This window comes from Novosphingobium aeonii, assembly GCF_052279045.1.
Classification (GTDB): Bacteria; Pseudomonadota; Alphaproteobacteria; order Sphingomonadales; family Sphingomonadaceae; genus Novosphingobium.
In genome coordinates this window covers 625,712-648,019 of sequence record NZ_CP176832.1, presented here as the reverse complement: position 1 = coordinate 648,019, position 22,308 = coordinate 625,712, and the positions used below count along the sequence as shown (strand labels likewise).

Genomic DNA, 22,308 nt, shown 5'->3' with positions numbered 1-22,308 from the left:
CCGCCGCCCTGCCTCCGTCAACGTTCCACGTGGAACTGCTTCTCGCGCGAAGTTGCGCCGCGCAACAATTCCAGCCGTGACGGCGCGAGATCCAGGGCAGCGGCCAGCAGTGTGCGCACCGCCTCGTTCGCCTTGCCGTCTTCCGGCTTGGCCCGCACTTTCACCAGAACGCGGCCGTCGACGATCTCCAGCGTTTCCACTTTCGCGCCGGGCGTGACGCGCACTGCCAGCCTTTGTTCGGAATCGATCAGGGCGCGCACGGCCTCTGCCGGCGGCAACATGGCCTTCGGCTTGGCCATCAGCCTTCCAGACCCAGCGCCTCGGCATGGAGACGGCCATTCACGACATAGCCTTTCACACCGGCTTGATTGGCCGCGATGGCATCGTCATCGAGGTCGCGCAGGTACTTCGCCGGTCGCCCCATCCAGAGCTGTCTTGCACCGATGCGCTTGCCGGTAAGCTGCGCACCCGCCGCCAGCATGCCATCGGATTCGATATGGCTGCCGTCCATCACGATCGCGCCGAGGCCGACGAAGGCGCGGTCTTCCAGCGTAGAGCCGTGAATCATCGCCATGTGCCCGATCAGCACGTCTTCCCCGATGAGCGTCGCATAGCCTTCCGGCCGGCTGGGCTTGGGGCTGTCGCAATGAATCACGGTGCCGTCCTGCACATTGGTCCGCGCGCCGATCACGACGCGATTGACGTCGGCGCGGATCACGCAGTTGTACCAGATGCTGACATCCGGCCCGATCTCGACATCGCCGATGATACGGCAGCCGGGGGCGATGAAGGCGCTCGAATGAATCCGGGGCGCCTTGCCGTGGATGGCGGCCACGGTGATATCGGTTCGGTTCTGAATCATCCTGCCCTCTTCCCGCCGCGCCGGTTCAGCGCGGCTGCGCGGCCCATTCCTCGCGCGTGATCGAATAAACGATGGTGTGCCGCAGCGGTGGCTCGAAGCGCAAGTCGTCGTAATCGAGTTCCTGGCGCCGACGCATGCCCAGACGGCGCATGAGCCCCCAGCTCGGCTCGTTCTCGATCACGGTGATGGCGAAGATTTCCTCCGCGCCGAACTGCCCGAAGCCGGCATCGAGCGAGGCGGCGGCGGCTTCCTTCGCATAGCCCTTGCCGTGCGAGTCACTGCGCAGCCGCCAGCCGATCTCGAACGCGCCGAGGAACGAAGCCCCCGGCGCGTCGATCTTCTTGAGACCGCAAAAGCCGAGCATCTCCCCGGACAGGTCACCGCCATCGGCCTTCCGCTCGGCGATCCAGAACGTGTGCCCCCAGCTTTCATGGAAGCCGAGCATCCGGGCTTCCGAAGCCGCCAGCCGCTCCGCATCCATCACCCCGCCCAGCCAGCGCATGACCTGCGGGGTATTGGTGACTTCGGCGAAGCGCGCGATGTCGCCCGGTTGCCAGTTTCGCAGCACCAGACGGTCCGTCTCCAGTCGGAACGCCGTCATGACGTCACTTCTGCAGGAGGCGTGCGGCGTGGACGGCGTGATATGTCAGCACCCCCGAAGCGCCCGCCCGCTTGAAGGCCAGAAGGGTTTCCAGCACCATCGCATCGCGGTCCGCCGCGCCGGCCGCTACCGCCGCCTCGATCATCGCGTACTCGCCCGAAACCTGATAGGCGAAAACGGGAACCTCGAAGGTTTCCTTCACCCGGCGCAGAATATCGAGATAGGGCAGGCCCGGCTTGACCATGACGCTGTCGGCGCCTTCATCGAGATCCATCTCGACCTCGCGCAGCGCTTCCTCGGCATTGGCCGGGTCCATCTGGTAGGTCTTCTTGTCACCCTTGAGCAGGCCGCGCGTGTTCACCGCGTCGCGGAACGGACCGTAGAACGCCGAGGCATATTTCGCGGCGTAGCTCATGATCTGGACGTTGACGAAGCCCTCGTCCTCCAGTGCATCGCGAATGGCGCCGATGCGGCCGTCCATCATGTCGGAGGGGGCGATGATGTCGGCCCCTGCCCGCGCCTGATTCAGCGACTGGCCGACCAGCACTTCCACCGTCTCGTCATTGAGCACGTAGCCGTCGTCGTCCACGAGCCCGTCCTGCCCGTGGCTGGTATAGGGATCGAGTGCGACATCGGTCAGCAGGCCGATCCGGTCGCCAAGTTCATCGCGGATGGCGCGCAGCGCGCGGCACATGAGGTTGTCGGGGTTGAGCGCTTCGGCGCCGTTATCGCTGCGCCGGTCGGGCTGGGTGTCGGGGAACAGCGCAAGGCAGGGAATGCCGAGATCCGCCGCTTCTTTGGCACGCTGGACCATCAGGTCCACCGACCAGCGCGACACGCCCGGCAGCGAGGCGATGGGCTGTTCGACGCCCGTTCCCTCGGTCACGAAGACCGGCCAGATCAGGTCGGCAGGGGTCAGCACCGTCTCACGGTGCATGGCGCGGCTCCAGGCCGTGGCGCGCGCGCGGCGCAGGCGGGTGTGGGGATATGCTCCGGTCATGACAGGGTGATTGCCGGAAAAGCGCAGGCGGTTCAATGAGACGGACTGTCCAAGGCATCAACCGAGGTTGTGCGAAACGGCAGCGCCCTTATTCGGCCGGTTTGGGGGCCAGCCGGTCGATCTCGCGCTGCGCTTCGGTCGGGCCGTCGGCGGGGGCGGCGATATCGCCAAGCGCCTCGCCGGGCTGGACGCCGAGCAGCGCGTTCATTCGCGCCTTGAAGGCATCCTTCTCCTTGCCGTCGATCTGCGGTCGCGAAATGAAACGCAGACCCGACGGATTGATCGTCTGCCCCCCGCGATAGGCTTCGAAGTGAAGATGCGGCCCGGTGGAAAGGCCCGTCGAGCCGACATAGCCGATCACCTGCCCGGCCTTGACCCGCGCGCCTCGGGCCACGGCGATACGGCTCATGTGGCCATAGCCGGTATCGAGTCCGCCTCCGTGGCTCAGGCGCACATAATTGCCGTGCCCGCCATGCCGTCCCGCAAAGTTCACCACGCCGTCGGCCACGGCATAGATCGGCGAGCCATAGGCCGCGCCGTAGTCGATCCCGGCGTGCATGCGAACGTAGCCGAGAATTGGATGACGGCGCTTGCCGTAAGGCGAGGTCATGTGCCCGGCGACCGGCATTCCTCCCGGCGCCCCTCGTGCCTGGGTAAGCGCGGATGCGGCGAACATTTCGCCGTCCTTGCCCCAGCGCAGCAATTGCACGCGCGGTTTCCCGCCGTGATCGAGCCCGGCATAGAGCAGTTCTCCCACCTCGCGCTCGCCCTTGGCGGAGCGCTTGTAGGCAACGACGATGTCGAACTGGTCCTGCGCGGCAATGTCGCTTTCCAGGCTCAGATACTTGTCGATGGCGCGCAGGTAGGACTGGATCGCCCCCACCGGCGCGCCTGCATTGCGGGCGGAACGGTAAAGGCTTGAACCCACCGTGCCGCGAATGCGCAGCGGCGTCTCGTCCACGCGGATCGGATGGCGCACCAGCGCAAGGTTGCCGCCGGGACCACGCTCCACCGAAATATCGAGATCGAAGCGGGCGCGGAAATCCATCGAGTCCATCGCCCGAGGAGCGTTCGGTGCCGGGCGGCGGCCCATGGTAATGTCGAAACGCGTGCCGGAGGAAAGATCGCCCAACGGCACCGCCTGACTCACGAGCCCCGCAATCTGCGAGACGTCCGTCGCCCCCACGCCAACCCGCTCCATCATGCGGGCGAAACTGTCCCCCTGCGCCAGCGTCGAGACTATCTGGATCGAGGGACGCTCCGGCACCCCGGCCAGCGGACGCACCAGCGGGCTCGCACCCATGTGGCGGCCGCTGTCGGCACCCAGCCCCAGCGGTGAAATGGTCTGGCTGCGAAACTCGTCGCGGCTGCGATCGGCGATCGGCATCGCGGTGGCCGCTTCCACCGCGGCGAAATCGGGCCACATGGCAATGGCCGCGGCACTGAGGCCCAGCAGCGTGGCAAGCCCCCGGAACCAGCGGCGACTGCCGATATCGCAGGCCAGGTCCGGCGCGATCTCGGCATCATGGCACCAGCGTTCGATACCCTGCTTCCAGCGGGTCAGGATCGGCGGTTTCCCGGGAATCGAAACGCCGGATTCCGGCGCATGATCGTGCAGCACCTGGTCGTGCGAGAGCGCCGCGACATGCGCCGCGCCATCGCCACCCTGATCCTGTGCCCTGAACAAATTGCCACTTCCCGCGTTCACGCCCGAACTTGCGGCGCGTGCTGCAAACGACCTGTCGGCCCCGGCCCGATCCCGCGAACCGGCGGCTCATGGGGCGACCTTCTGCCCCCTCAAGGTTAATCTCCAGCTAACACTGTGGATTTCCACCCCGGTTTTCGATGAGCCGAGACTTGCGGGGGGCTGGAGGCAGTGCCACATTCGGCCTCGCAATGGTTCACGGCCGGCATGTCTCGTCGCGAAACGACGCCCCCAGCGGGGTGAAGGCCGTGCTCGGTCCCACGAATACCGGCAAGACCCACCTCGCCATAGAGCGTCTCTGCGCCCATTCCAGCGGAGCCATCGGCTTCCCGCTCAGATTGCTTGCGCGTGAGGTCTACGACCGCGTCTGCAAGATCAAGGGCGAGCGGAACGTCGCCCTCATCACCGGCGAGGAACGCATAGAGCCCAAGGATGCGCGCTACCTGCTCTGCACGGTGGAAGCGATGCCGGTGACGGAGCGCAGCCTCGCCTTCGTGGCCATCGACGAAGCCCAGCTCGGCGCCGACCGCGAGCGCGGCCATGTCTTCACCGATCGCCTGCTTCACGCGCGCGGCCGGGAGGAGACCATGATTCTCGGTTCCTCCACGCTGGAACCGATGGTCAAAGCGCTGGTGCCCGGTGTCGAGGTGATAACCAGGCCGCGTTTCTCGACGCTTTCCCATGCGGGGGCCAGAAAGCTCTCCCGCATCCCGCCGCGCAGCGCCATCGTCGCCTTCTCGGCCGAGCAGGTCTACGCGATCGCGGAAATGCTGCGGCGCTTCCGTGGCGGCGCCGCGGTCGTCATGGGCGCTCTGAGCCCCCAGACGCGCAATGCCCAGGTCGAGCTGTACCAGTCCGGCGAGGTCGATTATCTCGTCGCCACCGACGCTATCGGCATGGGGCTCAACCTCGATGTCGAACATGTCGCCTTTGCCGGGCTCTCGAAGTTCGACGGCCAGCGCCACCGGCGGCTCACCACTTCGGAAATGGCCCAGATCGCCGGACGCGCGGGCCGCCACCAGAAGGACGGCACCTTCGGCACGCTCACCGGCTCCGGCGGGCATGATTCGGAATTCGAACCGGACGAAGTCTACGCGATCGAAGAGCACCGCTTCCCTCCGTTGACCAAGCTGTTCTGGCGCGAGCCGGACCCCCGGTTCGACAGCGTGGCAACCCTGATCGCCGATCTCGAAACGCCGCCCCACCGCGATGGGCTCGTCCTCGCGCCCGAGGCGATAGACCTCGCCGTGCTCAAGCGCCTTGCCGACGAAAATCAGGTTGCAGACAGTGTGCGCGGTCACGCCATGGTGCGCCGCTTCTGGGAAGTCTGCCGCCTGCCTGATTTTCGCCAGCAGGGCGTGGAGACCCATTCCCGATTCGTTGCGCGGCTCTGGCAGGACCTGCGCCACGGCGAACTCGGGGCTGACTATATGGCCCAGCAGATCGCCCGGCTCGACATTACCGGCGGCGACATCGACACCCTGCAGGGCCGCATCGCCGCGATCCGCTCCTGGGCCTATATCGCCCAGCGCCCGGACTGGGTTCTCGCCCGTGAGGAAATGGCCGCCCGCGCCCGTGCGGTAGAGGCTCGCCTTTCCGATGCCCTCCATGGCAAACTTACCGAACGATTCATCAACCGCAGGACCGCTGTGCTCATGAAGAAACTCGGCCCCGATGCCGGACTGCTTTCAGTCCGCCTCGAAGACGAGGAAGTGCTGGTCGAAGGCGAGCACATCGGCTCGCTGCACGGCTTTGCCTTCCAGGTCGATCCCGCCGCCCGCCTTTCCGATCGCAAGCTGCTGCTCGCGGCCGCCGAACGGCACCTGCCGGCCCTGCTCCAGTCCCGCGCCGCCGCACTTACCGCCGCGATTCACGAGGGCGTGGCTCCGCTCACCCTCGAAAACGGCAAACTGAGCTGGGAAGGCGAAAAGATCGCCACGCTTTCGGCGGGCCGTTCGCTGCTAGCCCCCCTGCTGGTTCCCGACCGCGTGCTCGACACGATCCCCGCCCCCGCCCGCAAGGAACTGGTGGCCGCGCTGGAAGCCTGGCTGGAAGCGGCGCTCGAACCGCTCGCCCCGTTGCGAAAGCTGGATGAGGCAAGCCGGGCCGAGGATGCCGGGCCGGAACTGCGCGCGCTGCTCATCACATTGGTCGATCGCGGCGGCATGATTCCCCGCGAGGGATCGGGCGTAGACCGGGTCGACAAGGCGCGGCGCACGATGCTGGCAAGGCTCGGCGTGCGCGTCGGCGCGCTGGACCTGTTCGTTCCCGCCATGCTGCGCCCCGGACCGATCGCGCTATGGCGCCAGCTCGCAGGGGTCGCCGGAATTAGCCGTGCCGGGAATCCCCCCGATCCGGCGATGCCGCCTGCCATGGATTCGGCGAAGCGTCACAACACTCCGGGATACCGGGACCTCGGCAAGCAACTCGTGCGCCTCGACATGGCCGAGAAACTGCTGCGCGAGGCACACGAGGCACGGAGCGGCGCGAGCGGCAACGCCAACAACAACAACAACAACAACGGCAACAGGGGCCCTTCCCGTTCGTTCTCCCTGGATCCGGCACGTGCGGTGTCGATGGGCCTGACGACCGCCAGTTACGCCCGCCTGCTGCGGATCGGCGGATTTCAGGCGCTGGTGCCGCGTCCGCTGGCGGAGGGCGCTTATGGCCCGCCGGCACCGGTGCGCTGGCGCTGGCGTCCGCCGCGGCGTGAAGCGGAGGAAATCCGGCCGGCGCCCCAGCGCAGCGACGGCGCCTTTGCGGCACTTGGCGAGCTTCTTGGTGCGGGCCGGGGCCGATAGCGAGAGGGAGGCAGGGCAAGAATGAGGATCGACAAGCTTCTCTGGTTCCTGCGCCTCACCAAAACGCGCCCCCTTGCCCAGGCGATGGCGGAAGATGGCCATATCCGGCTCAACGGCCGCCGCGTCGAACGGGCCCATCAGAAGGTCGGGCCGGGCGATGTGCTCACCGTTCCGACAGCTGGAGGCGTCCGGGTGATAGAAATCCTTTCCCTTCCGGAGCGCCGCGGCCCTGCCCCCGAGGTGCAAGCCTGCTACAGAGTGCTTGACGCGGGGGCCGATGTTCCCATAGCAGCGGCCAACCGAAACGAGGCCTTCTAAGAGGAATACGCAGCCATGACCTATGTCGTCACCGACAATTGCATCCGGTGCAAGTACATGGATTGCGTCGAAGTCTGTCCGGTGGACTGCTTCTACGAAGGCGAGAACATGCTGGTCATCAATCCCAGCGAATGCATCGACTGCGGCGTCTGCGAGCCTGAGTGCCCCGCCGAAGCGATCCTGCCCGATACCGAGAGCGGGCTTGAGCAGTGGCTCGAACTGAACGCCAAGTATTCGGCGGAATGGCCCAACCTCACCACCAAGAAGGACGCGCCGGAAGACGCGGACGAAATGCGCGGCGAGGAAGGAAAGCTCGAAAAATATTTCTCGCCCGAGCCCGGCGAAGGCGACTGATCTTCGACACGGAACCTTGCGCCAGGGAACCGGTTTCCCTAGCGTATTAGGCACTTGGCGGGCCCTCCTGACCCGCATCGGCACACCCTGGGGCGGGCAACGGCTAACCGTTAGCTCGCCTCTGGTAATTTTATCACATCGATGCTATATAATACCCCAACTGCCCGGGCCTTCTGCCCGTTTGGCAGGCATTTTCATTGCGAGGCAGGGTTCGAAAAGCAAACGGCTGGGAGAGTAATCTGACCGGGCGGCGAAGGCGCTTTTGCGTTTTCACAGTCGCATCCACCCGGGTTTCTCTCACCGTAGGTATGGCAACGAACCTCTGCAGGTGAAAGGACGATACATGGCAACCAGGGCCGATGCCTTCGATGTTGGAGATTACGTCGTTTATCCCAAGCACGGCGTAGGCCGTGTGATCGAGTTGCAGAAGCAGGAAATTGCCGGGATGCAGCTCGACCTCTACGTGCTGCGTTTCGAAAAAGAGCGCATGACCCTGCGCGTTCCTGTGAACAAGGTCGAATCGATCGGCATGCGCAAGCTGTCGTCGGACAAGACCCTGCGCGAAGCTCTCGACACGCTCAAGGGCAAGCCCAAGGTAAAGCGCACCATGTGGTCGCGCCGCGCCCAGGAGTATGAAGCCAAGATCAACTCGGGCGATCTCGTTTCGATCGCCGAAGTGACCCGCGACCTGTTCCGTGCCGACGATCAGCCGGAACAGAGCTATTCCGAACGTCAGATCTTCGAAGCGGCTTCGTCGCGTCTGGCCCGCGAACTCGCGGCCATGGAAAAGACCGATGAACCGGCAGCTCTGAAGAAGATCCTCGCGATCCTCAACGAGTATGCGCCGAAGTACTACGAGAGCGCTGAAGCAGTCTGAACAGACGCAGGGCTACTCGCACGCAAAGGGGCCGCTTCCTTCCCGGAAGCGGCCCCTTTCGTTTGCGCTTTGTCGGCATGACGGCCTGCCCGCAATGATGGAGATATCGATGTTCATTGCCGCGACAGTCTTGTCATGAGAGCCTGTCCGCGATGAACCCACGCGCCCTGCCCTTTCTGGCTCCCGCCGCCGCCCTCTTGCTGTCCGGTTGCCTCAGCACCGCAGGCAAGATCGTGACCGCCCCCGTCCGCGTTGCAGGCTCGGCGGTCGACGCCGTGACAACGAGCCAGTCGGAAGCGGATGAGAAACGCGGCCGCCGGATGCGGGAGCAGGAGGAGAAGCTGGGGAAGATGCAGCGGCAGTACCAGAAGCACTTGCGCCAGTGCGATCGGGGAGACCGCCAGGCCTGCAACAAGGCCCGCGATGACTATGCCGAAATGCAGTACCTCATGCCTGGCGCGGTACAGCAGAGGCGCTGAGCCCGATCAGGCGGCTGCCCGGCTCAACCTGTCATTGATTGCTGCCCCGACACCCTCACCGGGAATCGGCGCCACCGCGATGCGGGGCTGATCCGCCGCCGCACCTTCATGCAGGAGCGCATAGAGCCGCGAAGCCGCTTCGATGAGGTCTCCCGAAGGCGACAGGCTTACATCCCCCGCCACTTTGCCGAAGCCGATATGGAATTCGTCCTGCTCCGCCATATCGGCATTCAGCCTGACCGGCTTGCCCGGGGCATAGTGGCTCGCGAGCTGTCCCGGAGCCTCGATGGCCTGTGACGTCACGGCGTCGCTATCGACACCCAGAATCTCGCGGATATGCGCTTCGGGAATCGGTCCCGGCCGAAGCACTTGCCAACGCCCCTCTTCGCGCAGCGCCACGATCGTGGATTCCACGCCCGCTTCGCAGGCACCGCCATCGACAACCGCGTCGACATTTCCGCCAAGCGAGGCCACCACATGCTCCGCACATGTCGGACTCACCCCGCCGCTCCGGTTCGCCGACGGGCCGGCAAGCGCCAGGCCCGATTCCGCGATCACCGCCCGCATCACCGGGTGGGCCGGACAGCGCAAGGCAACGGTCGGCAAGCCCGCGGTGACTGCGGCCGCAACCGGCGCGCCTTCACGCAGCGGCAGTACCATGGTCAGCGCACCCGGCCAGAACGCCCGCGCCAGGCGCAGCGCCCGCTCGTCGAAATCCGCAAGCGCCTGCGCCGATGCAAGGTCGGCGATGTGCACGATCAGGGGATTGAAACTGGGACGGCCCTTGGCGCGGTAGATCGCTGCCACCGATTCATCCCGGTCCGCGCGCGCGGCGAGCCCGTAGACAGTCTCCGTCGGCACTGCCACCAGCCTGCCTTCGCGCAGCAGATGCGCGGCACGCTCTACACCAGCTTGATCTGCCGCCAGCAGTTCGGGTCCGAGGTTGCGCTCCATAGTTCGCCGCTATAGCGCACGACCCGGAAAGCCAAGAAAAACCGCGCAGAGGATGATTGACCAGATGACCTACACGCCCCCCAGCACCGACCAGATCCTGGCGCTGCGCGTCAATGCCGGAATGGAGGAGCTTGCCGCCGCCGAACGCTTCGCCGATGCCAGCCCCGACGTCGTGCAGGCCGTGGTGGAAGGCGCCGGCGCCTTCGCGGCAGGCGAATGGGCTCCGCTCAACCGCAAGGGCGATACGGAGGGCGCTCGGATCGTCGAAGGCAAGGTCGTGCTGCCTGAAGGCTTCATGCAGGCCTATCGCGATTTCGTGGATGCTGGCTGGAATGCGGTTTCGGCGCCCGAAGAGTTCGGCGGACAGGGCCTCCCCCTCTCGCTTGCGGTTGCAGCGCTGGAATGCCTCGGCAGCGCCAACATGGGCTTCTCGCTGCTGCCGATGCTCACGGTAGGCGCGATCGAAGCGCTGATTCACCATGGCAGCGAAGAGCAGCAGCGGCTCTATCTGCCGCGCGTCGTCAGCGGCGAGTGGTCGGGCACGATGAATCTCACGGAACCGCAGGCGGGTTCCGATGTCGGCGCACTGCGCACCACCGCCACGCCGATCGACGATGGCCCCCACGCCGGGAAGTACCGCATCGTCGGCCAGAAGATCTTCATCACCTGGGGCGAACACGAACTGGCCGAAAACATCGTCCATCTCGTTCTTGCCCGCACCCCCGGCGCCCCGGCCGGCTCGCGCGGAATATCGCTCTTCATCGTCCCGAAGTTCCACGTGGAACATGACGGCGCTCTTGGCGCCCGCAACGATCTCAAGGTCGTGAGTCTCGAACACAAGCTGGGCATCCATGCATCGCCCACTTGCGTCATGAGCTATGGCGACAATGGCGAATGCATCGGCGAACTCATCGGTGCGGAGAACGAAGGCCTGCGCTGCATGTTCACGATGATGAACAACGCCCGCATCAATGTCGGCGCGCAAGGCGTCGAGATCGCCGAACGCGCCATGCAGCAGGCCATGGCCTATGCCGGTGAACGGGTGCAGTCAGCCCGCGCCGGTTCGGCAGACAAGACCCCGGTTCCCATTGCCGAGCACCCCGACGTGCGCCGGATGCTCCTGCGCATGCGCGCGCTCACCGAAGGCGGCCGCGCCCTGCTCTATTACGCAACCGGCCAGCTCGACAAGGCAAGCCTCGGCAGTGATCAAGCGCGCCTGCGTGCCGAATTGCTGGTGCCGCTGGTGAAGGCGTGGTGCACCGATATGGGGGTCGAAGTGGCCGGGATCGGCATACAGGTCCATGGCGGCATGGGCTTCATCGAGGAGACCGGCGCCGCCCAGCATTACCGCGATGCCCGCATCGCCCCGATCTATGAAGGTACCAACGGCATTCAGGCCGCCGATCTGGTTACCCGCAAGCTCGGCATGGAGCGCGGCGGCGTGTTCTTCGCGCTGATGGACGACATCCACGCCTATGCCACCGATCACGGCGTGCTGGCACTGCAGGAACTCGCCGAGTCTTGCCGCCAGACTGCCGAACACCTGATCGATCCCGGTAGCCTGGACGATCGACTGGCCGCCAGCGTCCCTTTCCTCAACGCCTGCGCCATTGCCGTTGCAGGATGGCAGCTTCGCCGACAGGCCGATGCCCTCCCCTCCGCAGACGTACCCCTTGCTTTCGCAAAGCGGAAAAAGGTGGTCGCCCGGTACTTTATCGAGCATCTGGTGCCCGAAGCCATGGGTGACCTCGCCCAGGCCCAGAAGGGTGCGAGCCTTCTCTACGAACTGACGAGCGAAGAATTGACAGCATGACCGACCAGATCGAAGTTCTCAGCCGCATCGCCCAGGCCCTCGAACGTCTGGCGCCGCCCCCTGCCGCGCCAGTGGATTGGCTCGCCCATCCCGCCTACGTCTGGACCGGGGCCGAAGCCCGCGGCGTGGCCGAACTTCTCGCGCCGCCGCTGGACCTGCTGCGCGGCATCGATTCCCAGAAAGAACGCGTGGTCGGCAATGTCGAGCGTCTGGCCGCCGGCTATGCCGCTCACGACATGTTGCTCTGGGGCTCGCGCGGGATGGGCAAGTCCGCTGTGATGCGCGCGTCGATCCGGGCGGCCCAGGCCGCCCATCCGGGCCGCATCGCGCTGGTGCAAGTGGCGCAGGAGGCCCTTCACGGCGTGACCACCCTCTTCGCCCTGCTTGGCAAGGTGGATCGCCAGTTCCTCGTCTTCATCGACGATCTCGGATTCGAGGAGAACGACGGCGCTGGACCGCGCCTGCTGCGTTCGTGGCTGGAGGGTGGCGTCGAGGCTCGGCCGAACAACGTGCGCCTTGCCGTTACGGCCAACCGCCGGGCCATCGTCTCCCGCTCGATGTCCGAGCAGGACGATCCGATCAACACCCGCGATGTGGTGGACGACCGGCTTGCCCTTGCCGATCGGTTCGGACTCTCCATCGGCTTCCACAATTGCGACCAGCCTTCCTACCTCGCGATCATCGAAGGCTATACCCGCCAGTTCGGCCTGGCTTTCGACGAGCATGACGCGCTGGAATGGTCGCGCCGCCGGGGCGCTCGTTCGGGCCGCGTGGCCTGGCAGTATGTTACGGAAGTGGCCGGCCGTGCCGGAAAGGTGATCTGACGGAGCGCTTCGCCGAAGCGCCCGCTTTCTCTCCTCTATTCATTCTTGCAAAAAGGGGGCCTTTCGGCCCCCTTTTCTTGTTCGCGATCTCGAGGCCCGGTCAGGGCAGCAGCTTGTCGGGCTCCTTCTTGAACCCCGCTTCCAGCCCGCCGACGGCGCCCGGAACCGTGGGGTCCTTGATTTCCTCCAGCGGCTTGAGGTGCTCGGTCTCCACAAGCTTGATCGCTTCGGAGGGCTTTGCACCGGGCGACTGCACGCGCCAGATCGTGCCTGCCGTATCGTCGCTCACGAGCAGGCTGCCGGTCTTGTCCCATGCCAGCCAGGTCGGGCGACCATGCGTATGCGAATCGTCCTTGAGGAAGCCGGTAAGCACCGGAACCGGCTTCACGTCCTGCGGGTTGCCGTTGGCGTCGAACGGCACGAAGACCACGTCGTAGCCCACGGCAGGGCGGCGATTCCAGGAACCGTGGCGAGCGATGAAGGCCCCGTTCGCGAACCTGGTGCCCATGAGGTTGCCGCCATTGGCAAAGACCATGCCGAGCACGCTGGCATGAGCGCCCATCGCATATTCGGGCTTGCGGGTATATTCGAGCATGTAGGTCTGCATCGGCCACTGGACACGCTCATCGAACGTCGTCTTCCAGTAGACCCAAGGCCAACCATACTGCGCGCCCACCGGGACATTGGTGAAATAGTCAGGCACGAGATCCGGGCCGAGCATGTCGCGCTCCTGCACCGTGGCCCACATCTCTCCCGTCGAAGGGTTCCAGCCCAGTCCATTGGGATTGCGCATCCCGGCCGCGAACTGGCGCCGACGGCCGGTATCGATATCGATCTCCCAGATTGCGGCGCGCCCGGTTTCGGCTTCCATGCCGTCATCGGCGATATTGGTTGCAGAACCGACGGTGACATAGAGCTGCTTGCCGTCCTGGCTCAGAAGCAGGTTGCGCATCCAGTGGTTGCCGCCCGCAGGCAGGTCCATCAGCTTGCGAAGGGGCTTTCCGTCGAGCCTGGTGGCGCCGGGCTGGAAGGCGAATTCAAGAACCTGGTCGTGATTGGCGATGTAGAGCCGGCCGTTCTGATAGGCCATCCCGGAAGGCGAATGCATGTCCTGGCTGCGGAAGTCGAAGCGCTGCTCCGCCTTCCCGTCGCCATCGGCATCGCGCAGCAGGACGATCTTGTCGGGCGAAGCCTCACCGGCGCCGACCTTGTTGAACATCCAGCCCATCACCATGCCGGTCAGCCCCTTGGGCTTGTTGCCGGCAGGCGCATTGGTTTCCGTGACCAGCACGTCGCCATTGGGCAGAGTCAGCATGGTGCGGGGGTGATCGAGCCCTTCGGCGAAGCGTGCCACGGCCAGGCCCTGCCCTGCCTTGGGTGCCTCATTGGCAGCCCAGCCCACGGTTTCGACCAGCTTGACGCTGGGAATCCATTGCGGGTCAGGCTCTACCAGCTTGGGGTCCTTACCCACCGTGTCACTGAACGGCAGGTCGGACGTGTTGGAGTACTGGGCCCAGGCGATCACCCCGACAATGGCGAGGATGACGACAACGAGGGCTAGGGCGACTTTCGTGAGGATCGAGCGCATGAAGCTGAAATAAGCCGGTGGCGCCTAGGCGGCAACAAGGACTTGGAGTAACGGATGCGTCATGTACGACTTTGCTCCCCGGGGCGACCAGCCCAAGCCCGAACTCTACGCCGATCTCGCCGCCGCCGCCCGCGCGCTTGTCGAAGGCGAGCCTGACGGCATCGCCAACATGGCGAACCTCGCCGCGCTGATCTGGCAGTTTGTGCCCGATCTCAATTGGGCCGGATTCTATCGCAACCTGCAGGACGAACTGGTTCTTGGGCCTTTCGTGGGCAAGCCCGCCTGCATTCGCATTCCGTTTGGCCAAGGCGTCTGCGGCGCAGCTGCCGCAAGCGGCGAGACTCAGGTCGTGCCGGACGTCCACGCCTTCCCCGGCCACATCGCCTGCGACGCCGACAGCCGCTCCGAACTCGTGGTGCCGGTGATCCGCGAAGGACGCGTGATCGCGGTTATCGATCTGGACAGCCCGACCGCCGGCCGCTTCGATGAAGCCGATGCGGCGGGGATGCAGACACTCGCCGGGATCGTCGCCAACGCCATCTGAACATCGCCCTGCCCCGAAACGGGACAGGGAAGACCGATACTTGGTTTTTCACGCATCGCGATGCTAAATTTTGCGTTAACGAATGGACTTTGATCCTCCGTCGTTCGCGAAAGGGTGCATCCGATGCGTAACACTTTCTGCGCCGCCACCATCGCGGCGCTCAGCCTGCTTGCCTCGCCCGTCTCCGCGCGCGATGCATCCCAGGATCTTCCCCGCTATGTCCCGGTGCCCGCACCTTATGGCAGCGCGCAAGCGCAGCCGGGCTTCGACCCGGCGGCACGGGACGCCTGGCTCGCGGATTGCCGCCAGCGCGTGGGATCGCGCGATTCGGGTGTTGGCGGCGCACTTATTGGCGGCGCCATCGGCGGATTGGCCGGTAATCGCATCGCCGGGCGGGGCAATCGCACTGTGGGAACGATCGCCGGAGCCGCAATGGGGGCCGTGGCCGGTGCCGCGATCGACAAGTCGGAAGATCGCGCCCGTGCCCGCGACGAATGCGAAGCCTATCTCGACGATTACTACGCGCGCTATACACAGAGCGCGGGCACCTATGCCGGCTACGGTGCCGGCTATGCCTATCCCGCGAATGCACCCACCTATGGCTACGCCGCGCAGGGATGCTGCATGAGCCAACCGGTCGCGATGGTTCCCGTCGCGCATCCGCAATGCACCGAAACCGTCGAATACGTCTACGAGGACGTCCCCGTGCGTCCTGCTCGTCGCACGATCCCCCGCCGCGCCAAAGCAGTGCCTGACAAGCGGGTGAAGATCACGCCGACGAGTTAAGAGAAAAGCGCTGTGCGGGCCTACCCCGCACAGCGCCTTGATACGTTCATGCCTGAAGCGACCGCGTCGCTCAGATAGCGCCGCCGGTGAGGCGCTGGCAGATGAGATCGAGCTGATCCAGCGTGGCGTAGCGAATCGTCACCGTACCGGACTTCGGATCGGCATCGGCATTGATCTTCACCGGCAGCCCCAGGAACTCCTCAAGATGCCCCTGAACGGCCGCGATATCCGCGTCGTCATGTGAGCTGCGCGCGGCGCGTGCACGACGCGGCGCAACATCTCCGCGTGCCTTCTTCCGCACCAGCTTCTCGATCTCGCGCACGGACATCTGCTTGGCGATGGCCGATTCGGCGATCTCTTCAGCATCGTCGCAGCCGATCAGCGCGCGGGCATGGCCCATCGACAGATTGCCTTTCTCGACCATCGAGATGACACCGTCCGGCAACGCAAGCAGGCGCTGGAAGTTCGCAACGTGACTGCGGCTCTTGTCGACCATGCGGGCGATCTCGGCCTGAGTCATACCCTCGAATTCGGCAAGGCGATTGTACGCCCGCGCTTCTTCGATGGGATTGAGATCCTCTCGCTGAAGGTTCTCGATCAGGGCCAGGGCCATGACCTCGCGCTCGGTCAGTTCGCGGACGAGCGCCGGAATCTCGTGAAGCTGCGCCTTCTGGGCGGCACGCCAGCGGCGTTCGCCTGCGACGAGCTGGTACCGGCCGTTGTCCATCGGACGCACGATGATGGGCTGGATAACCCCGCGATGCGCGATCGATGCGGCCAGTTCTTCCAGCGCCTCTTCGTCGAAGATGCGGCGCGGCTGATCGGGGTGCGGCGTGATGTCGGCAATGGCCAGCACGGCAAGGCCCCCTGCCCGTGGCAACGGCGGCCGGCCATCCGCGCTCGGAGAGCCAAGCGGCTCTTCACGGCGCGTTTCACCCAGGAGCGCACCGAGACCGCGTCCCAACCCCTTGGGCTTCTGCTTTGGCGCGGCTGCGGCAGCCACCGGATTGTGGGCGGGGGGTACGCTGATGCGCACGATGGAATCGTCGTTCATGCCGCTTTCCTCTTTTCGGGCAGTCGGGTGATAAGTTCGCGCGCCAGGGCCATGTAGGCTCGGCTACCGGCACAGGCATGATCGTAGATCAATGCCGGAACACCGTGGCTGGGCGCTTCGGAAAGGCGCACGTTACGCGGGATGGTGGTTTCGAAGACAAGCTGCCCAAGGCACGAGCGCACATCCTCCGAAACCTGATCTGTCAGGCGGTTACGGCGATCGAACATGGTCAGCGCAATGCCGATAATACCCAGATCCGGGTTGAAACGCTGCTGAACCCGCTCCACCGTCTGAAGAAGCTGACTGAGCCCTTCAAGGGCAAAAAACTCGCACTGGAGCGGCACCAGCAGGGTATCGGCTGCGGTAAGCGCGTTGAGAGTGAGCAGGCCGAGCGACGGCGGGCAATCGATCAGGCAGACATCGTAGCCAAGGTCGCCTCGCAAGGCGTTCCGCAGGCGATTGGCACGATCGTCCGCGTTCACCAGTTCAACTTCGGCGCCAGAGAGATCGACCGTGGCTGCCAGGAGATCGAGGCCCGGTATCTTGGTCGGCATCACGCAATCCGCCACCCGCACCCGGTCGACCAGAACGTCATAGGAAGTTCGGTCGCGCTCGGAAGCCGATACGCCAATCCCGGTAGAGGCATTGCCCTGCGGATCGAGGTCGATCAGCAGGGTATTCCAACCGGTTGCAGCCAGCGCGGTCGCGACGTTGATCGCGGTAGTGGTCTTCCCGACTCCGCCCTTCTGGTTGGCGATGGCGATACGGATCACTTGGTCATACCCTTCCTGTCAGCCAGGGTGCCGACAATGATGCCTGCCTGCGGGTCCGTCAGGGACTGTTCCACGTGGAACATGTGCCGCCACTTGCGAAGGTCGTCCAATTCTTGCTTTGCCGACCGCCCCTTCGGCAACAGCCAAACCGTGTCGCTTGTGGAAAAACGAGCGGATAATGTCAGAAGCTTTTCCAATGGCGCAAATGCGCGTGCGGAAATGACGCCCACGGGAACGGATTCGACAAGTTCGAGTCGCTGGCCGACCACACGTGCCTTTTCCAGCCCCATCGCGATTCGAGCCCGGTCGAGCCATTCGATTCGCCGATTGCGCGATTCAACCATGACCACTTCGCATTCGGGCCGAAGTGCCGCGATTACCAGTCCGGGGAACCCTGCACCGGTGCCAAGATCCAGCCAAGGCGATGTTCCACGTGGAACATGTGGTAGCAACTGGGCACTGTCCACGATATGGCGCAGCCAGACCTGATCGAGGCTGGCAGCCGATACGAGGTTCTGCTGACGGTTCTCCTCCACCAGCATTGCGACCAGCGTTTCCAGACGCACCCAAGCATCGTCATCACATTCTGGAAGGGCGCGGAGCCAGTCCCTTGCTTCGTCTTCGGTAATTATCACGCCGCCTCCCTGCGGGCATGGACCAGCAACGCTGCCAGCGCTGCCGGAGTGATTCCGGGTATCCGTCCGGCCGCTGCCAGAGTTGCGGGACGCGCCTTGGTCAGCCGTTCGACCATCTCGCGCGAAAGTCCGGCGATCTCGGCGTAAGGGAAATTCTCGGGCAAGGGCAGAGATTCGCTGGCGCGAAGTTCGCGCAACTCACGCTCCTGCCGCTCGAGATAGGGCGCGTAAGCCGCATCCTCGACCATCTCTTCGACGAGAGTCTCATCACCCAGCAAGCCCTCGTCGATCCAGGAAGACAGGCCGTCAAGGTCCACACCGCCGAAGCGCAACCATTCACGGATCGGCAAGCGGCCGATATCGACGCGGACCGGCAATCCCGCGTTGGCGAGATCGTTGGCGGAAACCGTCGCATCAAAAGCTTCGTCGATGCGCGCTCTCGCTTCGAGCCTTGCATCGAACCACGCCTGACGCTCGGCCCCGGCAGCTCCAATCTCAATCGCGAGCGGAGTAAGACGCGTCGTGGCATTATTGGCGCGCAGACGAAGCCGATACTCGGCGCGCGCTGTCAGCATACGATAGGGTTCGCTCACGCCTTGCAGGGTGAGGTCGTCGATCATCACCGCCATGTAGCTGTTCGCACGGTCCAGCGCGGGACCATCGCGGCCGAGGACGACCGAAGCGGCGTGCATGCCTGCAACCAGCCCCTGCGCCGCCGCCTCTTCGTAACCGGTGGTGCCATTGATCTGCCCGGCACAATAGACTCCGGGGATGTCGCGAATTTCCAGGCTCGTCCGCAAGGCGCGCGGATCGATATGGTCATACTCCACCGCATACCCCGGCACGACCATCTCGACCCGTTCCAGTCCTTCCATCGTGCGCAGCATCTGAAGCTGCACATCGGCAGGCAGCGAGGTGCTTACGCCATTGGGATAGACGAGCGGGTTATCAAGCCCTTCCGGCTCAAGAAAGATCTGATGGCCATCCCGATCGGCGAACCGGTGAATCTTGTCCTCGATCGATGGACAATACCGCGGCCCCTGCGCGCCGATGGCACCGGTGAAGAGCGGCGAGCGATGCAGGTTTTCGCGGATGACGTCATGCGTGCGCGGGTTGGTCCGGGTGATCGCGCAGAATACCTGCGGGACGGTGCGCCCCCGCCCCATCGCCGACATGGTCCAGTCTTCGCCATCGGACGGCTGCTCATCGAGACGAGCCCAGTCGATGGTTCGCCCGTCAAGACGCGGCGGGGTACCCGTCTTCAGACGCGCCATCGGCAGCGCCGCATCCCTGAGCTGCGCCGCCAGCCTCTGCGCGGAGGCCTCTCCGATACGCCCGCCCGTAAGCCGTTCCTCTCCCCGGAAAAGGGTTCCGCCGAGGAACGTGCCGGTGCAAAGAACCACGGCCCGCGCGTCAAGCCGGGTGCCGTCGGCAAGATCGATGCCGACTGCCCTGCCCTGCTCAAGGACCAGCGCGGACGCTTCGCCGGCAACAAGAGTCAGGTCACCCTGCTCCTTCAGAAGCCGGTGAATCGCCGCCCGGAACAGTTTGCGGTCGGCCTGGACGCGCGGCCCTTGAACCGCGCTCCCCTTCGAGCGATTGAGCATCCGGTAATGGATCGCGGCGGCATCGGCAGCGCGCGCAATCAATCCATCGAAGGCATCGACCTCCCGCACGAGATGGCCCTTGCCCAGTCCGCCAATGGCCGGGTTGCAGCTCATGGCCCCAACCGCGTCGAGATCGAAGCTCACCAGTGCGACACGCGCACCCATGCGCGCGGCGACAGCAGCCGCCTCGCAGCCGGCATGACCGCCGCCGATCACGATTACGTCGAAAGAATGCATGGCCCACGCGCTTACCCGAAGCGATGACTCCCGTCAAAGCGCCTCGAATGTTTCACGTGGAACATGCTCATTTGCCGATACAGAAACGTCCGAACAAGGCGTCCAGCATGTCCTCCGTCGTCGCCCGGCCGATCAATGCGTCAAAGCTCAATCGGGCCAGCCGCAGTGCCTCGGCCACCAGCAGTGGATCGCTCTCCTGCGCGGCCGCTCCGATTGCCCGTTCGGCTTCAGCCACAAGCGCATACTGCCGCCGGTTGAGTGCGGCTTCACCGGGACGCGGCATCGCCTTCGAGGCCGTTTCGATGAGATCGCGGCGGAGGTCGTCGACCCCCTCCCCCGTGACCGCCGAAACGCGGTGACGGGGCGCCCGCTTCTGTTCCACGTGAAACACGTCAGCACGGGCGGCAATCTCCCAGCATCCTTCCGGACCTTCCTGTTCCGGCCCGAGCCAGAGCACGAGGTCCGCCCGGTCCAGTTCGGCCCGCGCCCGCGAAATACCGATCGCTTCGATCTCGTCTCCGGTCTCATCGCGAAGGCCCGCCGTATCGCCGAAGACGAAAGGAACGCCGCCGAGCGACACAACACGGGTCAACACGTCCCGCGTCGTGCCGGCGTGGGGAGAGGTGATCGCTGCGTCATCCTCGACCAGCGCATTGAACAGGGTGCTCTTCCCGGCATTCGGCGGCCCGGCAAGAACGACCCGAAAACCTTCCCGCAGCACTTCTGCACGCGGCCGCGAAAGCCAGCCCGCCAGTTCGCCGCGCAGCATGGCGAGACCGGCGAGAAAGTCCTGCGGAAGATCGGAAACGTCGTCTTCGTCGCCAAAGTCGAGCACGGCTTCCACCGAAGCAGACGCGCGCAGCACACGCTCACGCCAGGCTTCTACCTGAAGCGAAAATGCCCCTCCCGCCATCGCAAGCGCGCTGCGACGCTGAAGCTCGGTTTCCGCCGAAAGCAGATCTGCAAGGCCCTCCGCCTCGGCCAGATCGATGCGCCCATTGGCAAAGGCACGGCGCGTAAACTCGCCCAGAACCGCTCGCCGCAAGCCGGGCACGTCGGATAGCGCGGCTTCGACCGCTGCCACCACGGCCCTGCCGCCATGCAGATGAAGTTCGGCAAGGTCTTCACCGGTAGCCGTGGCCGGTCCGGGAAACCATAGTATCAGGGCCTGGTCGAGTATGGTGCCATCGGCACCGCGCAGCCGCCGATAGCTGGCGCGGCGCGGATCGGGCAGCGAGCCAGCCAAAGCGACAAGCGCCGCCCCCGCGTCAGGTCCGCTGATGCGGACTACGCCGATGGCGGCAGGAGGAGAACCGCTGGAAAGCGCGAAAATCGTGTCGGGCATAAAGCCCGCTACCGCAGAGCCGCCCCGAGGTGAACCCCCGGACGACGCCCAGGCTCTAGCTATCCTTCTTCGGCTTGCTGCCGCTCATCGCCATGGCAGCACCGCTTTCAAGGAATTGCTGGAACAGCTTGAGCCCGAACTGTCCCATAGGCGCAACCTGCTTGGTCAGTTCCTGGAGCTGGTCGAAATTGCCCACGCCCTGCATGGCCTTGGCCAGCGCGTCCACATAGACCTCGTTGGCCTTGGTGACGTCGGGTAGACCGAGGAACCGCCGGGCCTCTTCAGGCGAGCATTCGACCTCGACATTGACCTTCATCCCGGCCTCCCTTTTGGAATTTCTGTACCTTGCGTGACACATGGCGATGGCAAAGTCCATCGCTCGTGCCTACCCTCGACCTAAACGCATATCGGGGCCAAAAGGCTTCGAGAGTGCATTTCCCAGGAGAGTCTCCCATGACCAATACAGACATCCCGACGCTCGACGGCGACGGCATGATCCCCGCCTATATCGCTCGCCCCGAAGGCACGCCGCGCGGTGCGGTCATCGTCCAGCAGGAAATCTTCGGCGTCGATGCCGGCATCCGCCAGAAGGCGGATAGCTGGGCCGCCAAGGGCTACCTCGCCGTCGCGCCGGACACCTTCTGGCGCCAGAAGCCCGGCATCGAACTGAGCCCCTATGTCGAGGAGGAATTCAACCAGGCCATCGGCCACATGATGGCCCATGACTTCGATCTCGGAATCCGCGACCTTGAGGCGGTGATCCACTGGATCCGCCGCGAGGAAGGCGTGCCGAAGATCGGGCTTGTCGGTTTCTGCATGGGTGGCCGCATTGCCTACATGGTCGCCGCCCGTACCGACATCGATGCCTCGGTCGGCTACTATGGCGTGATGATCGACCAGATGCTGAACGAGAAGCACGCGATCGCCCGTCCGCTCATGCTGCACATCCCCACCGCTGATCACTTCGTGGACGCCGCCGCGCAGAAGACCATCCACGAAGGGCTGGACGATCATCCGCGCGTCACCCTATGGGACTACGAAGGCCTGGACCACGGCTTCGCCGCCGAAATCGGCGCCCGCCGCGACGAAGCCGGCGCAGCGCTCGCCGATGGACGAACCGAGGCCTTCTTCGCGGAGCATATCGGTTAAGC

General features: G+C 64.9%; 23 protein-coding genes. 10 read left to right on the top strand and 13 right to left on the bottom strand.

Translation table 11 applies throughout. From position 1 onward, the window contains the following. Nucleotides 1-17: 17 nt before the first annotated feature. From ACLIMP_RS03285 to ACLIMP_RS03265, 5 genes are all read right to left on the bottom strand, one after another. Nucleotides 18-299, bottom strand: coding sequence for a DUF167 domain-containing protein (locus tag ACLIMP_RS03285; protein WP_324697515.1), 282 nt, complete (start codon nt 297-299; stop codon nt 18-20). Beyond that, nucleotides 299-862: a gamma carbonic anhydrase family protein gene (locus ACLIMP_RS03280; protein ID WP_324697513.1), complete on the bottom strand. Its 564-nt coding sequence runs from the start codon at nt 860-862 to the stop codon at nt 299-301. Before ACLIMP_RS03280 ends, ACLIMP_RS03285 begins: the two co-directional genes overlap by 1 nt. A gap of 25 nt (nt 863-887) precedes the next feature. Beyond that, nucleotides 888-1,463 carry a GNAT family N-acetyltransferase gene (locus ACLIMP_RS03275; protein ID WP_054442037.1) on the bottom strand — a complete coding sequence of 192 codons (576 nt, stop codon included), beginning with the start codon at nt 1,461-1,463 and terminating at the stop codon, nt 888-890. Between the two features lie 4 nt (nt 1,464-1,467). Next, nucleotides 1,468-2,463, bottom strand: a complete 996-nt coding sequence (gene hemB, locus ACLIMP_RS03270) for a porphobilinogen synthase (RefSeq protein ID WP_324697511.1) — start codon at nt 2,461-2,463, stop codon at nt 1,468-1,470. 88 nt (nt 2,464-2,551) lie between these two features. Then, nucleotides 2,552-4,150, bottom strand: a complete 1,599-nt coding sequence (locus ACLIMP_RS03265) for a M23 family metallopeptidase (protein ID WP_443478036.1) — start codon at nt 4,148-4,150, stop codon at nt 2,552-2,554. 209 nt (nt 4,151-4,359) lie between these two features. On the opposite strand from ACLIMP_RS03265, the gene ACLIMP_RS03260 reads away from it, so the two are divergent. The 5 genes from ACLIMP_RS03260 to ACLIMP_RS03240 all read left to right on the top strand — a co-directional run bounded on the left by ACLIMP_RS03260 (nt 4,360) and on the right by ACLIMP_RS03240 (nt 8,997). Further along, nucleotides 4,360-6,969, top strand: coding sequence for a helicase-related protein (locus ACLIMP_RS03260; protein ID WP_443478156.1), 2,610 nt, complete (start codon nt 4,360-4,362; stop codon nt 6,967-6,969). Between the two features lie 21 nt (nt 6,970-6,990). Further along, complete coding sequence (locus tag ACLIMP_RS03255) at nt 6,991-7,287, top strand: RNA-binding S4 domain-containing protein (RefSeq protein WP_054442041.1); 297 nt, start codon at nt 6,991-6,993, stop codon at nt 7,285-7,287. Between the two features lie 15 nt (nt 7,288-7,302). Beyond that, nucleotides 7,303-7,641, top strand: a complete 339-nt coding sequence (gene fdxA, locus ACLIMP_RS03250; RefSeq protein ID WP_054442042.1) for a ferredoxin FdxA — start codon at nt 7,303-7,305, stop codon at nt 7,639-7,641. A 343-nt stretch (nt 7,642-7,984) separates the two neighbouring features. Then, complete coding sequence (locus tag ACLIMP_RS03245) at nt 7,985-8,518, top strand: CarD family transcriptional regulator (RefSeq protein WP_054442043.1); 534 nt, start codon at nt 7,985-7,987, stop codon at nt 8,516-8,518. Nucleotides 8,519-8,670: 152 nt separating this feature from the next. Then, nucleotides 8,671-8,997 (top strand): DUF6726 family protein, encoded by a 327-nt coding sequence (locus ACLIMP_RS03240; protein WP_054442044.1) that lies wholly within the window; start codon nt 8,671-8,673, stop codon nt 8,995-8,997. Between the two features lie 6 nt (nt 8,998-9,003). On the opposite strand, the gene ACLIMP_RS03235 is transcribed toward ACLIMP_RS03240, so the two are convergent. Further along, nucleotides 9,004-9,951, bottom strand: coding sequence for an L-threonylcarbamoyladenylate synthase (locus ACLIMP_RS03235; protein ID WP_443478035.1), 948 nt, complete (start codon nt 9,949-9,951; stop codon nt 9,004-9,006). A gap of 64 nt (nt 9,952-10,015) precedes the next feature. Here ACLIMP_RS03235 and ACLIMP_RS03230 point away from each other — a divergent pair, with 64 nt between their 5' ends. Next, the gene (locus tag ACLIMP_RS03230) at nt 10,016-11,764 is read left to right on the top strand and encodes an acyl-CoA dehydrogenase family protein (protein WP_324697500.1); all 1,749 of its coding nucleotides are present in this window, start codon (nt 10,016-10,018) and stop codon (nt 11,762-11,764) included. Beyond that, a complete protein-coding gene (locus ACLIMP_RS03225; RefSeq protein ID WP_054442046.1) occupies nt 11,761-12,588 on the top strand; it encodes a DUF815 domain-containing protein in 828 nt (275 codons plus the stop codon). Before ACLIMP_RS03230 ends, ACLIMP_RS03225 begins: the two co-directional genes overlap by 4 nt. Before the next feature lie 100 nt (nt 12,589-12,688). Here the strand turns inward: ACLIMP_RS03225 and ACLIMP_RS03220 are convergent, their stop codons facing one another. Beyond that, a complete protein-coding gene (locus tag ACLIMP_RS03220; RefSeq protein ID WP_132468623.1) occupies nt 12,689-14,176 on the bottom strand; it encodes a PQQ-dependent sugar dehydrogenase in 1,488 nt (495 codons plus the stop codon). 61 nt (nt 14,177-14,237) lie between these two features. On the opposite strand from ACLIMP_RS03220, the gene ACLIMP_RS03215 reads away from it, so the two are divergent. Together ACLIMP_RS03215 and ACLIMP_RS03210 are read left to right on the top strand one after the other, a co-directional pair. Next, a complete protein-coding gene (locus ACLIMP_RS03215; RefSeq protein ID WP_054442047.1) occupies nt 14,238-14,720 on the top strand; it encodes a GAF domain-containing protein in 483 nt (160 codons plus the stop codon). 123 nt (nt 14,721-14,843) lie between these two features. Continuing rightward, nucleotides 14,844-15,506, top strand: coding sequence for a glycine zipper 2TM domain-containing protein (locus ACLIMP_RS03210; protein ID WP_324697496.1), 663 nt, complete (start codon nt 14,844-14,846; stop codon nt 15,504-15,506). Between the two features lie 70 nt (nt 15,507-15,576). Here the strand turns inward: ACLIMP_RS03210 and ACLIMP_RS03205 are convergent, their stop codons facing one another. The 6 genes from ACLIMP_RS03205 to ACLIMP_RS03180 form a co-directional block, all read right to left on the bottom strand. Then, complete coding sequence (locus ACLIMP_RS03205; protein ID WP_324697494.1) at nt 15,577-16,560, bottom strand: ParB/RepB/Spo0J family partition protein; 984 nt, start codon at nt 16,558-16,560, stop codon at nt 15,577-15,579. Next, entirely contained in the window at nt 16,557-17,333 is a 777-nt protein-coding gene (locus tag ACLIMP_RS03200; RefSeq protein WP_054442050.1) for a ParA family protein, read from the bottom strand. The genes ACLIMP_RS03205 and ACLIMP_RS03200 overlap by 4 nt, the downstream gene beginning before the upstream one ends. Next, complete coding sequence (rsmG, locus tag ACLIMP_RS03195) at nt 17,330-17,968, bottom strand: 16S rRNA (guanine(527)-N(7))-methyltransferase RsmG (RefSeq protein ID WP_324697492.1); 639 nt, start codon at nt 17,966-17,968, stop codon at nt 17,330-17,332. Before rsmG ends, ACLIMP_RS03200 begins: the two co-directional genes overlap by 4 nt. After that, nucleotides 17,965-19,812 (bottom strand): tRNA uridine-5-carboxymethylaminomethyl(34) synthesis enzyme MnmG, encoded by a 1,848-nt coding sequence (mnmG, locus tag ACLIMP_RS03190; RefSeq protein ID WP_324697490.1) that lies wholly within the window; start codon nt 19,810-19,812, stop codon nt 17,965-17,967. Before mnmG ends, rsmG begins: the two co-directional genes overlap by 4 nt. 67 nt (nt 19,813-19,879) lie before the next feature. Continuing rightward, nucleotides 19,880-21,157: a tRNA uridine-5-carboxymethylaminomethyl(34) synthesis GTPase MnmE gene (gene mnmE / locus ACLIMP_RS03185; RefSeq protein ID WP_324697488.1), complete on the bottom strand. Its 1,278-nt coding sequence runs from the start codon at nt 21,155-21,157 to the stop codon at nt 19,880-19,882. 55 nt (nt 21,158-21,212) lie between these two features. Then, the gene (locus ACLIMP_RS03180; RefSeq protein ID WP_054442054.1) at nt 21,213-21,473 is read right to left on the bottom strand and encodes a DUF6489 family protein; all 261 of its coding nucleotides are present in this window, start codon (nt 21,471-21,473) and stop codon (nt 21,213-21,215) included. A 137-nt stretch (nt 21,474-21,610) separates the two neighbouring features. Between ACLIMP_RS03180 and ACLIMP_RS03175 the strand changes: the two genes are divergently transcribed. Continuing rightward, complete coding sequence (locus ACLIMP_RS03175; RefSeq protein WP_324697485.1) at nt 21,611-22,306, top strand: dienelactone hydrolase family protein; 696 nt, start codon at nt 21,611-21,613, stop codon at nt 22,304-22,306. Nucleotides 22,307-22,308: the final 2 nt, after the last annotated feature.